Source organism: Peribacillus sp. NPDC101480, from assembly GCF_050277335.1.
GTDB lineage: Bacteria > Bacillota > Bacilli > Bacillales > DSM-1321 > Peribacillus.
This window is the reverse complement of sequence record NZ_JBNNSB010000004.1, coordinates 364454-380354: the sequence shown is the minus strand read 5'-3', so window position 1 is coordinate 380354 and position 15901 is coordinate 364454. Positions and strand designations below refer to the sequence as shown.

15 protein-coding genes are annotated in these 15901 nt (G+C 42.2%); 2 read left to right on the top strand and 13 right to left on the bottom strand.

Annotated elements, in window-relative coordinates:
- Nucleotides 1-58: 58 nt before the first annotated feature.
- The 9 genes from ACQKMF_RS16175 to ACQKMF_RS16135 form a co-directional block, all read right to left on the bottom strand.
- Nucleotides 59-1531 (bottom strand): UDP-N-acetylmuramoyl-L-alanyl-D-glutamate--2,6-diaminopimelate ligase, encoded by a 1473-nt coding sequence (locus ACQKMF_RS16175; RefSeq protein WP_101224578.1) that lies wholly within the window; start codon nucleotides 1529-1531, stop codon nucleotides 59-61.
- A 158-nt stretch (nucleotides 1532-1689) separates the two neighbouring features.
- Nucleotides 1690-3612: a stage V sporulation protein D gene (locus ACQKMF_RS16170; protein WP_230177554.1), complete on the bottom strand. Its 1923-nt coding sequence runs from the start codon at nucleotides 3610-3612 to the stop codon at nucleotides 1690-1692.
- Between the two features lie 113 nt (nucleotides 3613-3725).
- Nucleotides 3726-5882: a penicillin-binding transpeptidase domain-containing protein gene (locus tag ACQKMF_RS16165; RefSeq protein ID WP_427574042.1), complete on the bottom strand. Its 2157-nt coding sequence runs from the start codon at nucleotides 5880-5882 to the stop codon at nucleotides 3726-3728.
- A gap of 2 nt (nucleotides 5883-5884) precedes the next feature.
- The gene (gene ftsL, locus ACQKMF_RS16160) at nucleotides 5885-6241 is read right to left on the bottom strand and encodes a cell division protein FtsL (RefSeq protein ID WP_101224576.1); all 357 of its coding nucleotides are present in this window, start codon (nucleotides 6239-6241) and stop codon (nucleotides 5885-5887) included.
- Nucleotides 6242-6272: 31 nt separating this feature from the next.
- On the bottom strand, nucleotides 6273-7205 hold the full coding sequence (gene rsmH / locus ACQKMF_RS16155) for a 16S rRNA (cytosine(1402)-N(4))-methyltransferase RsmH (RefSeq protein ID WP_101224575.1): 933 nt from the start codon (nucleotides 7203-7205) through the stop codon (nucleotides 6273-6275).
- Between the two features lie 52 nt (nucleotides 7206-7257).
- Nucleotides 7258-7689 carry a division/cell wall cluster transcriptional repressor MraZ gene (mraZ, locus tag ACQKMF_RS16150; RefSeq protein ID WP_034313914.1) on the bottom strand — a complete coding sequence of 144 codons (432 nt, stop codon included), beginning with the start codon at nucleotides 7687-7689 and terminating at the stop codon, nucleotides 7258-7260.
- A gap of 344 nt (nucleotides 7690-8033) precedes the next feature.
- Nucleotides 8034-9662, bottom strand: a complete 1629-nt coding sequence (bshC, locus tag ACQKMF_RS16145; protein WP_427574039.1) for a bacillithiol biosynthesis cysteine-adding enzyme BshC — start codon at nucleotides 9660-9662, stop codon at nucleotides 8034-8036.
- Between the two features lie 109 nt (nucleotides 9663-9771).
- Entirely contained in the window at nucleotides 9772-10164 is a 393-nt protein-coding gene (locus ACQKMF_RS16140) for a DUF3397 domain-containing protein (RefSeq protein WP_402941728.1), read from the bottom strand.
- Between the two features lie 4 nt (nucleotides 10165-10168).
- A complete protein-coding gene (locus ACQKMF_RS16135; RefSeq protein ID WP_427574037.1) occupies nucleotides 10169-11053 on the bottom strand; it encodes a 2-dehydropantoate 2-reductase in 885 nt (294 codons plus the stop codon).
- Nucleotides 11054-11521: 468 nt separating this feature from the next.
- Here ACQKMF_RS16135 and ACQKMF_RS16130 point away from each other — a divergent pair, with 468 nt between their 5' ends.
- Nucleotides 11522-12010, top strand: a complete 489-nt coding sequence (locus ACQKMF_RS16130; protein ID WP_101224571.1) for an N-acetyltransferase — start codon at nucleotides 11522-11524, stop codon at nucleotides 12008-12010.
- A gap of 43 nt (nucleotides 12011-12053) precedes the next feature.
- On the opposite strand, the gene ACQKMF_RS16125 is transcribed toward ACQKMF_RS16130, so the two are convergent.
- The 4 genes from ACQKMF_RS16125 to ACQKMF_RS16110 all read right to left on the bottom strand — a co-directional run bounded on the left by ACQKMF_RS16125 (nucleotide 12054) and on the right by ACQKMF_RS16110 (nucleotide 14427).
- Nucleotides 12054-12674 carry an RsfA family transcriptional regulator gene (locus ACQKMF_RS16125; protein ID WP_230177558.1) on the bottom strand — a complete coding sequence of 207 codons (621 nt, stop codon included), beginning with the start codon at nucleotides 12672-12674 and terminating at the stop codon, nucleotides 12054-12056.
- A 79-nt stretch (nucleotides 12675-12753) separates the two neighbouring features.
- Complete coding sequence (locus tag ACQKMF_RS16120; RefSeq protein WP_230177560.1) at nucleotides 12754-13596, bottom strand: enoyl-CoA hydratase/isomerase family protein; 843 nt, start codon at nucleotides 13594-13596, stop codon at nucleotides 12754-12756.
- A 70-nt stretch (nucleotides 13597-13666) separates the two neighbouring features.
- On the bottom strand, nucleotides 13667-13840 hold the full coding sequence (gene rpmF, locus ACQKMF_RS16115; RefSeq protein WP_034313929.1) for a 50S ribosomal protein L32: 174 nt from the start codon (nucleotides 13838-13840) through the stop codon (nucleotides 13667-13669).
- 65 nt (nucleotides 13841-13905) lie between these two features.
- Nucleotides 13906-14427: a YceD family protein gene (locus tag ACQKMF_RS16110; protein WP_098371093.1), complete on the bottom strand. Its 522-nt coding sequence runs from the start codon at nucleotides 14425-14427 to the stop codon at nucleotides 13906-13908.
- A 219-nt stretch (nucleotides 14428-14646) separates the two neighbouring features.
- Here ACQKMF_RS16110 and ACQKMF_RS16105 point away from each other — a divergent pair, with 219 nt between their 5' ends.
- Nucleotides 14647-15852 carry a nucleotidyltransferase gene (locus ACQKMF_RS16105; RefSeq protein WP_427574033.1) on the top strand — a complete coding sequence of 402 codons (1206 nt, stop codon included), beginning with the start codon at nucleotides 14647-14649 and terminating at the stop codon, nucleotides 15850-15852.
- Nucleotides 15853-15901 lie beyond the last annotated feature (49 nt).

The window sequence follows — 15901 nt, the reverse complement described above, 5'->3', positions numbered from 1 at the left end:
AATATAAAATTCTGCTTGATGTCTTTTCTTATTTGCTCCAGGGCAATTTAGCGCCGGTTCAAACTGAACCTAAACGACTTTGAATCGCCTTTTCCGCTTCTTCACGGTCATCGAAGTGAAGCACTTCGTCACCGACCAATTGATATGTTTCATGACCCTTTCCAGCTATTAATATAACGTCGCCCTCTTCCGCCTTGGAAACAGCGTAAGCTATCGCCTGCCTGCGGTCTTCGATAACCGTATATTCTTTGCCTGCTACACCAGCTTCCATATCCCGGAGGATCTGGGCAGCATCTTCACTTCGCGGATTATCCGAAGTGAAGATCGGGTCAGTCGCCAAGCTGCAAGCAATTTCGGCCATGATGGGACGCTTTGTCTTGTCTCGGTCCCCGCCGCAGCCCACTATCACAAAGATTTTCTTTCTAGCAAACTCACCAACAGTCTTGAGTACATTTTCTAAGCTGTCCGGAGTATGAGCATAATCAACAATGACCGGGAAGTCCTGATTCGCTGTAATGAGCTCAAAACGGCCTGCAACACCTTTTATTTCCTCGATGGATTTAATTGTCTCATCCAGATCGTTACCGGCGCACAGAGCGGCAGAGATGGCAGATAGTACATTATAAACACTGAATTTACCAATTAGCTTCAGCTGAATGTAACGCTCTTCTTTACCTGCTGTCAAGGTGAAAGATGTGCCATTTGCATCAATTTTTATATCCGTGGCCCTGATATCCGCTTCTTTGTCTATGCCGTATGTTACCACTGTCGCAGCAGTCGCTTTAATGAAATCGGCTGTTGCCTCATCATCAGCATTAAGCACAGCATATTTAGGACGATTTTCTATGTAAGCATTGCCGAGCTGTGAGAAAAACAAGGATTTTGCTTGCCTGTATCTGTCCATGGTCTTATGAAAATCCAAATGATCCTGTGTAAGATTCGTAAAGACGGCAATATCATAATCACAGCCATGGACACGTCCAAGCTCAAGTGCATGAGATGAAACTTCCATGATGGCCGTTGTAACTGATGCTTCGGTCATTTCATGAAAAGCCTTCTGCAGCGTAACGCTATCTGGCGTCGTATTCTTGGTTTCATATACCGTATCGGCAATTTTTGTATACATCGTGCCAATCAAGCCTGTTTTTTCTTGTCGATCCTCGAAAATCTTTTCCAATAAGTGACTGGTCGTCGTCTTTCCATTCGTACCTGTAATTCCGATCAAGCGCATCTTTTGAGTCGGATGGCCATAAAATGCATCGGCAAGCACCGCCATCGCCCTGCTCGAATCCCTGACTACGATCACGGGAACATCGAGGTCAAGCGGCCTTTCGGCAATGACTGCTGCAGCTCCATGTTCTACAGCAAGTTGGGCAAAATCATGACCATCGACTGTATAACCTTTTATACAAACAAATAAACTTCCGTCTATGACTTTACGGTTATCATTTTCAATGGAGGTGATTTCAGGATTCTCTCCTTCATACGGAAATAAGGAGTGTAAATAAGATAGTAATTTGTGAAGCTTCATTTTTCCATCCCTCTCAACTTAATTTGAGGATTCATTATATGTGATTAGCCTCGGCTTGTCGAGAAAACCAATTTCAATTATACGGGGTTATCCCGACTCCGTAAACAAAGCGGCTGATGATTCTTCAGCCGCTTTAACTATTCATATATATATTATACTTATTCTGTATTTTCGCCAAGATAAATTCTTATTGTAGAGCCTTGTTTTACTTTAACGCCTGGATCCGGGGCTTGATTTATGACTTTATCCCCATTTCCGGCAATATCCAGCTTAAGGTCGATGAGCTGGGTTTGCAACTCTTTTTTGCTGAGACCCACAACGTCAGGTACCTCGACCATTACGGGATCCGTCCAGACCGTTTCCTTCTCAATCTGGTTTTTCCTTGGCTTGACGCCCATGGCCCTAAGTGAATCCTCCATGATGTTCCCAACGATCGGTGCGGCTACTACCCCACCGAATTGTACCGTCCCTTTCGGATTATCCACAGCTATATAAACGACGATTTGCGGATCATCCGCTGGAGCGACACCTATGAATGAGAGAATATAATTATTTTCAAGGTATCGGCCATTTTCAGCTTTTTGGGCAGTACCCGTTTTCCCGCCGACCCGGTACGACTCCACGAAAGCTCCTTTACCGCTACCTTGGGCGACAACGGATTCAAGTGCTTGACGGACTTTCTTAGAGGTTGCTTCTGAAATCACCTTTTTCTTCGCCTGTGGGGTCTTTCGCATCAGCACTTCCCCATTTTTGGGGTTCACTAGTTCCTTCGCGATATAAGGTGTATACAAAGTTCCGCCATTCACAGCAGCCGATACCGCTGTCACCTGCTGAATGGGCGTTACGGCAACACCTTGTCCAAACGCAGTCGTTGCCTGCTCAACCGGACCCACTTGATCCATGTTGAACATGATTCCTTTTCCTTCTCCGGTTAAATCTATCCCCGTCTTTTGCCCAAACCCGAAATCATTTATATATTTAAACAGCTTGTCTTTACCAAGCCGGTTCCCTAATTCAACAAACCCCGGGTTACATGAATTCTCGACGACTTCAAGAAAAGTTTGGTCACCATGTCCTCCGCTTTTCCAGCAGTGCAGTGTAGACCCTGACACTTCCACATGACCGGAATCATAAAAATGTTCCTTTTCTAAGTCGACCTTCCCTTCCTCAAGCGCCGCAGCAAGCGTGATGATCTTAAAAGTCGAACCTGGTTCATATATACTCCAAACAGGTAAATTACGATTATACACTTCTGAAGGTACATTTTGGAAATTGGCTGGGTCGAAGGTCGGCCTGCTGGACATTGCCAATATTTCCCCGGTATTCGGGTTCATTGCAATGGCAATTATCCCATCGGGATCATATGTCGCCTCCGCATTATCGAGCTCCCTCTCCACGATTGTCTGGATTTTGCTATCGATTGTTAGCTTCAGGTTATCGCCATCAACAGGAGGCTTATAGTCATCGGCCATATTCTCAAGCCTTTTCCCTTTCGCATCCGAGTAAAATTTAACGAATCCTTTTTCCCCGCTTAGTTCCTTATCATAAGACAATTCAATACCCATCAACCCTTGATTATCGGAGCCCGTAAAGCCAAGAACATGCGAAAGGTATTCACCAAATGGGTAATGCCGCTTTGAATCTTCAGCGATATAAACACCCTTTATCCCTAATGCTTTAATTTCCTTCGCCTTTTCATGAGATATCTTTCTGCCTTCCGGAATCCTGACGCTCATCGCCTGTTTCGTTAACCATTGATAAGCCTTTTCCTTTGTCATATCCAATATTGAAGCAAGCTGTTCCGCCGTCTCCCCTGGATTCTCAATCTGCCTTGGGATGACATAGACCGTTGGCGCAGATATATTCGTTGCCAGCTCGACACCATTCCGATCGAGGATTTCTCCTCGTTTGGCTTCAAAAGGAATATTCCTGCTCCAGGAATCTTTAGCCAGCCCCGTCAACTTATCCCCAAGATAAAACTGTACAATTCCCAATCGGATATCAATGATAAAAAAAACAACGATACCGATCGCCAATGCGATTGCCAGCCGTTTTCGGACAGTAACATTCGAAACACGCAAAAACAGGCACCTCCATTTCATACATGCTTCAATATATGCTTGTCTAATCGATGCTAGACTAGAAACCTTGAAAGAAATAAAGAGGGAATCCATTTGGGATCCCCTCTTTATCTTCACTCTGTTTTCTCTTTAGTCGGTATATCTACACCAGCCCCTTCAGGCTGGGATAATTCAATATTGATGGTTTCTCCTTCCTTTACTTTTTTCCCGGCCTCAAGACTTTGTTTACTCACATATCCAGCACCTTCAGTTTTCAGATCCAGTTTTGCAACCTTAGCCAATTTCATAACATCGCGCAGGGACCATCCCTTCATGTCAGGAACATTCATTTCTCCTTCAGTCCGAAGTATTATCTTTTCACCCTGTAAGAGTATACTCCCGGCTTTTGGGGATTGATCGAGTACTTTACGCCCACTTCCGATCGTACTTGCATCATAGCCAAGTTCCTTCAGTTCTTTGACAGCTGAACTCTCGGTTTGATTCGTATAGTCTTTGATTTTATTTGCTTTTTGTTTTTTAACATCAGAAGGTTTGATGTTTAGATATTGCAGGCTATTTTGCATGACAGGATTAAATATCTCTGACAATGGATCAGCCCCAACATAAGATGCACCTAACTTCGGCTGCTTGACCGCCACATACATGACCAACTGTGGATCATCTTTTGGAGCCATGCCTAAAAAGGAGAATACATAGTTATTTTTCCCTTCTAAATATCTACCTGTCGGACCTGGAATTTGTGCGGTACCGGTTTTTCCCGCTACTTCATAACCATCAATGGCATATTTTTTCCCAGTTCCTTTTTTCGCGGAAATTACCGTTTCCAAATAATCACGTACCTGTTTTGCAGTTTCTTCCGAAATCGGTTGCCCTGTCACTTTCGGCTTTGTCGTTTTCAAAGTTTTTCCGGTATCTTGATCGGAGATGCTTTTTATTACGTATGGCCGCATCATTTTTCCGTCATTGGCAATTGCGGATGCAGCTTGGATTTGTTGAATCGGTGTAACGGTCGAACCCTGTCCAAAGGCAGTAGTCACTTTTTCAAGCTTATACTTGTATTGAATTTTACCGGTTATCTCGTTCGGCAGGTCAATTCCCGTTTTTTTATCAAATCCGAACTTAGTCAAATACTCACGAAAAGTATCCGCTCCTATCTTATCCATTGCAAGTGTTGCGAAAGCTACGTTGGAGGAACGCTGAACCCCTTCAAGAAAGGTCATGCTCTTCCCTCTATCGATTCCGCTATGATCTCCGATTTTTCCCGATCCGGCTTTGTAGGTACCTGCCACAAAACTTTCATTCGGATTAAAGACCCCTTCCTCAACAGCAGCGGCAAGGGTGAATGTTTTCATGGTTGAACCCGGTTCGAATGTTTCTTCAATAGCCAGGTTACGCCATGTATCCGTAAGCCCGACTTTCGTTGTCGGATGGAAGGTAGGCCTTTGCCCCATCGCCACTATCTCCCCCGTTTTTGGATTGGAGACAATCGCTATGATTTGTTCGGGATCGTATTTTTCCTGCACTTTGCTCATCGAATCTTCCAAGAACGTTTGTATTTTCTTATCGATGGTCAGCATGACATCATTTCCATTATCCGGGGCAACCACCTTTTCCTCCTTATCTGGTAAAAGGAAGCCCCATGAGTCACTGTCATATGTCAGCTTCCCATCCGTTTCCTGCAATTCTTTATTGAGGTATCTTTCAATGCCGAACTTACCAGCCATTTCTTCCGTTTCTTCATCCTTTTCTACATAGCCAATCAGATGGGAGGCGAAAATCCCATTAGGATAGAAACGTTTATTGGTTCTTCCGAATGTAATTCCCGGCAGTTCCAATTTTTCTATTTTCTGCTTGACGACCTGAGTCAAGTCCTTGCCGGCACTGCCAAATTCCACTTGGTATGCCCCTTTTTTCGTAAGTCTTTCATAAATGTCCTGTTCATCCATGTCGATATATTTTGCAAGCTTACTAGCGGTCATCTCCGGATCCTTGACATGCTCGGGCTCCTTTTCACTGAGTACAGCCCTTAAGATATAGGAGGAAGTATCCTCGGCGATGACTTCCCCCTTTGTATCGAGTATGCTTCCCCTTTTGGCTTCTATGACCTGTTTTTTTTCATATTTCTTGTCGATTTTCGAAGCCAGTACCTCCCCGCCTGCTGTTCCCGTCACCTGAATATACAAAAAGCGGCAGACTAATACAAAAAAGAGCAGGCCGAATAAGAAGAATAATCCGGCTGCCCCATGCTTCATATTTTTTTGTTTCTGCATTATCACTGCACACCCTTCACATTATTCTCATTTAACTTGAACCCTAGCGCTGCAGCTTTTTTCCAAATTCTTTCGTATGTACTAAGTTCAGCAACCTGCACTTTCAAATCATCATTCACTTTACCCTGTTCTTCAATCGACGTTTCCACTAGCTGGATCTCTTTATTCGTTTCATAGATGGCCGCTTGATTTGAGACAATTTTCACTCCCATGAAGGTAACCATTATAGCAAGGGCACATAGTAAGAAAACTTCACCAATGGATATCTTCGCTTTACGGATGACCACCGTTTGATGTGTCTGTTGCTGCTGTTGGTCTTCATATTGCTGTTCTTGTATTTTTTTGGCTATGGAACTCATTCATGTTCCCCCTTACTGTTTTTTTCTGTAATTATTGCTTTTCGGCGATTCTTAGCTTGGCCGACCGGGAACGATTATTCCCTTCCAATTCTTCTTCCGAAGGTAAAATCGGTTTTCTCGTAATTATTTTCATGGTTGGCTTGAATTCATCCGGGATAACTGGAAGTCCAGGCGGAAGGTCAGGAATGCTACTGGCCTTTTTAAATACCGTTTTACAAATTCTATCTTCAAGAGAATGAAATGTAATGACAGATATTCTTCCCTCTTTATCCAAAAGCGATATGGCCTGCTCCAAGGAATCTTCAAAGACACCAAGTTCGTCATTCACAGCGATCCTTATTGCTTGGAACACTCGTTTCGCAGGGTGTCCGCCTTTACGTCTGGCCGGTGCCGGTATCCCATCCTTTATTAACTCCACAAGCTCGAACGTCGTTTCAATCGGCTTTATTTCACGTGCCGCTTCAATTTTCCTGGCAATTTGTTTCGAAAACTTTTCTTCTCCATATTGGAAGAAAATTCTCAGCAAATCATGGAATGACCAAGTATTCACGACATCATAGGCAGAAATGGCAGCACTTTGGTCCATCCTCATATCCAAGGGTGCATCATGGTTATAGCTGAAACCACGCTCTGGTGTATCCAATTGTGGGGATGACACGCCTAAATCATAAAGGATCCCGTCCACTTTCTCGATTCCCCGGGCATTCAACTCTTCTTTTAAGTATTTAAAATTATTAGGAACAAGAACAATACGTTCGCCATAGCTTTCCAATTTTTCCTTAGCATTCCGAATTGCCGTTTCGTCCTGATCAAAAGCATAAAGCCTGCCTTTATCAGAGAGCTGTGAAAGCAAGTATTCGCTGTGACCGGCTCCTCCTAAAGTACAATCCACATAAATTCCATCAGGTTTGATGTTCAATCCATCAACCGTCTCTTTTAATAACACTGTTGTATGTTGAAACATGCTAGACATCCTTCCAATCGGTTATTGAGTGACTCTATTTCTGAGGGCAGCCTTAAATATCAAAGCCAATCATATTTTCTGCTATCTCAGCGAAAGAATCCTCCGAAGCTGAAAAATAGTTTTCCCAAAGGGATTTGCTCCAAATCTCAATACGATTGGTAACACCAAGAATTACACATTCTTTTTCCAATTGGCCATATGAAGTAAGCGGCGTGGGGATATTAATTCGCCCTTGTTTATCAATTTCGCATTCTGTAGCTGCAGAAAAGAAAAAACGGGTAAAGGCTCGGGCATCTTTTTTTGTTAAGGGCAGGGCTTTCAGCTTTTCTTCAAGCAGCTTCCACTCTTCCATAGGATAACCAAATAAACATTGATCGAGTCCGCGGGTAAGAACAAATTGCTCCCCGAGATTTTCCCTGAATTTCACCGGGACTATCAAACGGCCCTTAATATCGATGTTATGATGGTACTCTCCCATGAACATACCCACTACCCCCACATTCTAATCTCAATGTACCACATTCCCCCACCTTTCTCCACTTGTTTTTACTTTCTCCTTCCAAGTAAAAATTCCCTTCTTTTCTTCTTAAGTTTATTTAGGCAAATTATTCAAAGAACCGCGCGTTTCCCTCGAATGGACTCAGACTAAGACGCAGACCCTCTATTACTGTCGAAGGACTACCGGACAAGTGCCCAGGAAACAAAAAAAAGACAGGCTTTAGCACCTGTCTTTTTTTTTTACTTTTTAATCCCTCCGTCAGGATTGGTAAGTCGCAACCCATTAAAAAAATGATTAGTCCGCCACTTTTCCCCAAAACGGATGATTTTCTAAATGAAAATCAATTTATGCTGATTATTGAACCGGTATTCCAGTTTCATCATATCCCGAACGAACTCTGGTCCATATTGATTCAAGTAATAAAACACATTCCAAATCCGCTCCTGGGGTGATTCAAGAGGGTAAAGTGAATTTGCTATCCGTTCATATTTCTTCAATATGACCGAATGCCGTTCCTTTGTACGGTCACCGATTTTGCCATACATGAAATTCAATTGCTTTTGGATGAATTCGATGTTTTTGTTCAACATCGGCTCAAGTCCTCTATCTAAAGAGACAGCATGGACAAATAGCTTTTCATGGTTCTCTTCAAGCTGCGATTTCAGCGTCCCAAACAGATTGTCAATCGTCTCATCCTTTACGGAATCAAGGTAACTTTTCACCGCATTAGCGGTTCCTTCAGTCAGAACAGTTTCCAAACTGAGTTCCATTTCTTCAAGATCGCTATGGATACTGCGCTCCACCAGCGTGATGTTTAACCTAGGAATGATTAGCGGCATCTTCATGGAAAACAACTCAAATACCTTTTTCAATTCGGCCCAATAAGCTATTTCCCCTGGCCCCGAAACGAAAGCCAATACAGGGAAAAGCATTTCCTGCATAAGCGGGCGTGTAATGACATTGTTGCTTAATCGTTCCGGATGGTTTTTGGCTATCTGCAAGAGTTCCAGCTCGGTAAATGATACCTCACCGTTTTTTCCGCTGAAACCGCCTTCTACACGCTCGAGTAAACATCGATCTTTTTTTTCTGGATCATAATAAAATAAATTAGCAGCCTGTTTATCCATTTCAATCATTTTTGCATACCCTTTCGCATGCATGAATGATTGCTGTTCCCCGACCATTTCAGCAATCCGTCCACTTTCATTGACCATCGATTCAAAATATGCCTTCTCAATTCGCCTTAATTCCGGATCTCCGGCATCGACTAGTAAAAGTCCATATTCTTTGAACCATTCATGAATCAGCCTGGCGAAGAATTCGACGAAGGTATTCGATTGCTTAATGGTTTCCTTCATATCAATCAGGAGTTTATTCGTAAAGGCCGTTTCTCCATATGTTTCAATGATTTCCTCAAGCCATTTCTCTGCCTTTTCCGTTTCCAGCTCCACGTCAGAAACCATTGTTTTATACGGTTGATAGGAAGGATAGGATTTTTTATCGGGTTTACCATTTTTCATGACATAAACATGATTGACTTCAGCTAAATCATGATCTTCTCCAGCTATCCAAAAAACTGGAATGACTGGCTGCCCCAATTCTTTTTCCTGTTCTTCAGCAAGCTTAATGATCGAAATCACTTTATGAATGGTATACAGCGGCCCTGATAATAACCCAGCCTGCTGTCCTCCAATCACAACCACGGAATCATCCCTGCGCAACCTTTCAATATTCCCATTAACTGCCTCACTGAATGAAAGACGAGACATGTATTGTTGTATGTAATCCGACAATTCATCACGTGAAAAAGAGCGGTTCATCAATTCACTATATCTATTGTGATAAATGTCAGGCTTTGCTAAGTCATAGTGAAAATAATCCTCCGTTTCAAGACGGTTTTGTAAATAGTCCGATGCAAAACGGTTTAAAGATGGTAACGCGAGATCTTTCATCTCCATTTCTGTTCTCCCTTTCTCTGCAACTACAATTCTTTTTAGAGTATAACATTCCGGTTTAAGAAAACAAAAGAAGTTGCCCAGCAGCAGAAAATTGATGCGATGTTCTATGTTATGTAGTCAATATCTTCGTAATACTTGTTATTATACCAATGGAAAATAATAGAAGGTAAGCCACAAAAAAGAAGGCGAAGTTCACTCTCCAAAAACCCTTTAATACCTTATGGAAAACGATTTCTTCTTTTACCTTGTAATGGACAAGGACCACCAAGAATGCGTTAACGATCATGATGAGCATGATCACCCAAAGAATTTGCTTATCCCAAATCGTAATGATCAAATAATGGACGGATAATACGAACAGCAGCGTACTCATGTCCATTGCAAATTGAACGGAGCGCCTATGGTTCCCAGTGAATTGTTTGGCACTAATAAAAAAAAGTATATACCCTGCGAAAGGCAAGGTAATAAATATCGCGGCAAGATTTGAAACTACGTACGGCACATCCTCATCCCCCCTGAGACTCTTTTCCTTTGACCATCTTATATAGAGAAGACGTCAGGCAATAACTTTTCCCTTTGCTCTTTGCCTCCGAGAGGATATGACCCAAAATGGCATCAATTTCCGTTTGACGGCCATTTTCCAAATCTTTTAGCATCGATGATCGATTTCCAGCTGTTGCCATACAAACGGACCTCAAATTTCCGAATGACTCATCCTTATTTTGAACTTCCAAAATACCGGAGACTTCTTCAAAAAGGTCTTGAAACAATTGGTAATAAAAAGGATTGGTGATCAAACCTCCATTTTCCACGCCAAGTATCGCTGTTAATGGATTTATCACTGCATTGACGACAAGCTTATCCATCAGCATCGAGTGAAAATCCTCACTCTTCGTAAAAGGAAAATGATCGATCCTTTCATCCACTAACGATAGTTGCTCAAGTTCCCCTTTAAAGGAAGCGACCCTTGTTATGCCGAGCCCTGTATGCTCGACGGTATTCCCGTCATGTTTCAATGCCCCATGCTCCACTACCCCCACATATATGCTCGGGGATTGAAGCTGCTTTAAATAAGAAATATGGCCATAACCATTCTGCAAGAATAGCAATGGAACCTGAATACCTTTGATTCTAGGCAATATTTGCGGCAGGTGATATTGCTTGACGGCCAATATAAGAAAATCCACATCCGATATCCCTTCATCCAGCCCCATAGAAATGATGCTTGTCAGCAGCCGGCTTTCACCACCCGCAATAAGGCGGATTCCATCACGTTGGATGATGGACGCCTGATCCGCAGTATGAGTATAGAGAGTCACACTATGTTTCTCACTTAAATGAGACGCAAACAGCAGCCCGATGGCCCCTCCCCCAATGATTCCAATTCTCATAATACCCTTCCTTACTTTTTGAAATATATTAACTATTTTATCACATTATCTTTTTTATCCTGCATCAATTTCACATCAACAACTTTGGAAACGCCGTCAACCTGATTGCATGGAGTTTACCTGCCATCAACAAGGCTCGCCATAAAATATCAATGGAAAGAATTATTAATAAGCCATTGAAGATATATTCTCTTCTTTAAGCGTTAATTTAATGGTATATTAGATACGAAAAGCTTAGCCATTTTGAAGACTTTATAGGAACAAAAGATAACTCCAATCTCTACCCACGAATTTTGAAGGGAAAAGGGCGGGGGATAAAAGGCTATAAGCATTTAATCAGCTAGGATAAATCGATGATGTCATACTAGATATAACCTAAGCTGGAATTCCACATGGTAAAGGTCAGTGGGATGACTTTCAAAGGGTACTATCGGAAGAGGTTTATCAGAATTAAGGGGGAGCTTTTTTATGGAATACAAGGTTGAACGATTACTTGTAAATTTTAAAACGCTTGAGGAATTCAAAAAATTCAAAGAATACGGGATACAGGAACTGTCCATGCTCGATGATTTAGAGGCTAACATCATTGAAAATGACAGCCAATCACCTTTTTACGGAATCTTTTATGGCGACAAACTTGTAGCCCGCATGAGCCTGTATAAAAGAAGCGCTAAATTTGACCGGTACTTTGACAATTCTAGGGACTTCCTTGTTCTCTGGAAACTTGAAGTCCTGCCTAACTATCAGAAAAAAGGTTATGGAAGAGCTTTGGTTGAATTCGCCAAAAGCCTGAACATGCCTATCAAAACCAACCCAAGAGTTCATTCACAAGACTTTTGGAAAAAGATGGGCTTTTCTGCTGTTTCCTATGATTTGGACAGGGACCTTGGAGAAAACCCGCTGATTTGGAGCCCATTTGACATACAAGATAAAAAAGAAATAGATACGCAGGAATAGGAATACCAAGAAAAATGCGGGCGGATTTTCCCACCCGCATTTTTCATTTATTGACCCTTTCCAAATTACCATTCTTATCCATTTGGAAACTTACCTTCGGATTCGTCTTTTCGTCCTCTTGTACACTAAGCTTTCTTGCACGCTCCATGATCTGCATTAACGCACGATAATCTTCCTCAACAGCTTTCAGGTTTTCTTGAAGCAAAGCATTCTCTTCCAGCAATCGGACATTTTCCTGTTCAAGAAATAGGGACCGCTCAGAAATCCGTTCTTTTTCCTTATTATCAACCTGAAAGAATTCATCCATTTTGGTTAAATATAATATAACTTCCTGAAGGGTGATAGATTCTTTATCTTCATGCCGGGGGGGCTTTTCTTCAATCGTGACATTTTCCACCGCCGCAACCGAATCCCTTTCCATTTCAGGATTATTGACCACCTGTTCTTTCCTTTGTTTTTTCGCCAGCTCTATCCCTGATTTATATTGCTTCCTTACAAATGAGTTCCAACGGAACCCACAAGCAGCAGATGTTCTCGATAGCTGTTTCCCCACTTCTTCAAACGCCTTTAATTGTGTACTGCCTTCTCGTATATGCCTTAGCACCACTTCAGCCAACAACAGATCCTCATCATGAGTCCATGCATCTTGTCTCGCAATCGTCATCTCTCTACCTCCTTAGCAAGTTTTAATTCATAATATGCACATGCTAGGGAAGATAGAAGATATATAGAGCGTGTAATATTTATTTTTTCTTATTTAAAAAACGATCGACTGCAGCGTGATGCTCATCACTCGCCCACAGTTTAGAACATTCCCGGATTTCCGCATCCATTCTTCCTCTAAGCCCGCTACCCTGCCATTTATGGACCAGCAATCGCTTATAGGCCATCAATACCCCTGTCTCATGGCGAAGAAAATCTTCTGCGAACCTTTCCCATCCATCCGCACCTTCTCCGACTATCTCATCTACGAAACCCAATTCCTTTGCTTCCTCGGCTTTATGTATTTTCGCATCCAATAATAGCTTTAGCGCTTTTTGCCCTGATATTTTTTCAAGTAAAAGTGAAGCTCCGCCCCAGCCTGTCGTTATTCCCAGAGTACCTTGTACAAACCCCAGCTTAACTTCCCTCTTTGCTAATCTGAAATCACAAGCTGTCGCAATTTCGCATCCACCGCCTAAAGCACTTCCATTGATGAGCGCTATTGTTGGTTTTGGGAAAACTGCTAGTTTATACAGAATTTCACCCATTTTCGATAGCATAGCAAAGGCCTCTTCTTCTGTACGCAAATCCTGAAATTCCCTTAGATCCCCGCCTGAACAGAATGCCTCGGAGCCCGCCCCTGTCAGGACCAACAACTTAACTTCATCATCGCATGCAGCTTCTGACAATATCGACTCGAGTTCGTCCATCAATTGATAATTCACGGCGTTCCTTTTCTCCGGTCTATTAAACAGGAGCTTCATGAAACCGCGTTCATCCTTTTCAACATTAATTACTTGATCCACGTAAACACCATCTCCGAAACCATCGGCAAACATAGATGATTCAAAATATTCTGCCAAATATATTTGTAAAAAAAGCACAGAGAAAAATCCCTGCGCTTTGATTAGTGTGTTGCATCAAGAAAGCAAAGCTCTCAAGTAGGTCAAGAAATTATTTTGCGACAACTTCTTTTCCTTTATATGTTCCACATTCTTTACAAACGTGATGTGAAAGAGTCATTCCACCACAGCTCGGGCATTCTACCATACCAGGTACTTGAAGCTTGAAGTGTGTACGACGTTTTCTTTTTACAGTTTTCGACGTTCTTCTAAAAGGTACAGCCATTATTCCCACCTCCTTAAAAAATATAAAAAAGCTGGAAAAATCGGATTAACGATTTTTCGTTCCAATCAAGATTCTTTATTGTTGTCAAAAAAGTCGGCAAGCTTTGCAAATCTCGGATCAACCTTATGCTCATTTTCCTCTTCAGAAATAACAGCCCAGTCTTTGCCGGATTGAGGAGCAGCTTCATTCGAATCGACATCCTCACAAAAAACCTGCATCGGAATTTCTAGCAATAAATTTTCTTTAATTACCGGTATTAAGTCTACAACGTCACCTTCCACAACAGTGACATCGTCTCCGTAGAAATCGGCGCCATCTGCCTTTAAAAGAAAGGTTTCCTTTGTATCAATATCAATCGGATATTTAACGTCTACCAGTGTACGGGAGCAAGGTAATGTTAATTCACCTGAAAGATGCAAGTGAAAAGTAATCTCGGTCGAGCTGATATCAGCTCTTCCTGCTACTCTGATCGGAGAAACATCGCGAATTTGCGGGTCTCTTTCTCTAATGTCCAAGACATCCACCAGTTCATCAAACCGTAAATCTTTGTCCCGAATTTTTTGAAGTTGACTAATCGTCCATTTCAATTGAAATCACCTCAAGGCAACAAAAATAATTATAGCTTTCAATTATAAGTTTGTCAATATTTTTTCTTTACACTATAATGTAGTCATCCTAACTGATTGTCTAGGTTTAAGAATCATTACAAACAAAAAAATCCGGACGAATACTTATAGTTATTTTACTTGAAATACTATTTTAGCACTAAGTTGATAAAATACAAAGTTTTTCTCTGAGGTGATCAAATGAAAGCTTGCGGTTTAGTAGTCGAATATAACCCTTTTCATAATGGACATGTTTTACATGCAAGAGAAAGTAGAGAAAAAACAGGGGCAGATGTAGTGGTGGCTGTCATGAGCGGGCCCTTTTTACAGCGCGGCGAGCCCGCTATCGTCAGCAAGTGGACCCGTGCCGAAATGGCCTTGAATGGCGGCATAGATCTTGTCATTGAACTTCCCTATGCTTTCGCGACACAGAAGGCGGAGATATTTGCAAAAGGATCTATTTCCCTTTTGGAATCCCTTGGCTGTGACTCCTTTTGCTTCGGAAGCGAAGATGGCCGAATTGAACCATTCATCACCGCACACAGAATTCTTTCGGATAATTCCGATGAATTCAATACTGCAATTAAATCGGCTATGGATGCCGGTAATAGTTATCCGGCCAGTGCTGCCCAGGCTTATCGTTCGATCATCAATGATGAGGCGGCATTGGATTTGACGAAGCCAAATAATATTCTTGGAAAGGAATATGTAAGTGCTGCCCTATCAAATGGCTACTCCATTCGCCCTTATACGATTCAAAGGGTCGCTGCCGGATACCATGAAACAAAGTTGTCCAAAGACCCTATTGCCAGCGCAACGGGGATACGTAAAGCCATTCATGAACACAGGGAATTAAATCCTGTTTCCAGTTATATTCCTCAGCCGACAATGAATGGTCTTGAGCAATATTTAACGCGCTACCAAGCCTTGCATGACTGGGAAATGTATTGGCCCCTTTTGAAATACCGAATCCTTTCTTCCTCTTTAATCGAATTGGCAGGGATATACGAAATCGAGGAAGGCATAGAACACCGAATAAAGGAGATGGCCAAACAATCTTCGAGCTTTTCTGGATTCATGGCAGATCTGAAGACAAAACGCTACACATGGACACGACTACAGCGGATGTGCGTCCACATACTGACCCATACATTAAAAGAACAGATGATTCACAATGAACAACCAGCCTATATCAGACTTCTTGGCATGAATGGCCGGGGACAAGAATACCTTCGCAATGTAAAAAAAGGCTTACCCCTCCCGCTCATCTCTAAACTTTCGTCCTATCAGAAGCAGGACATCGATACGGACTTGCGAGCGGCACAGGTGTATGCACTTGGCTTGTCCGAACCGTATCAGGCTGCCTTGATGAAACGGGAATATGAATCCCCCATCATTTTCAAATGAAGAAAGGTTTAAGCTTGGCCCTTCCATCCTTAATAGTAAAAAAAAAGCG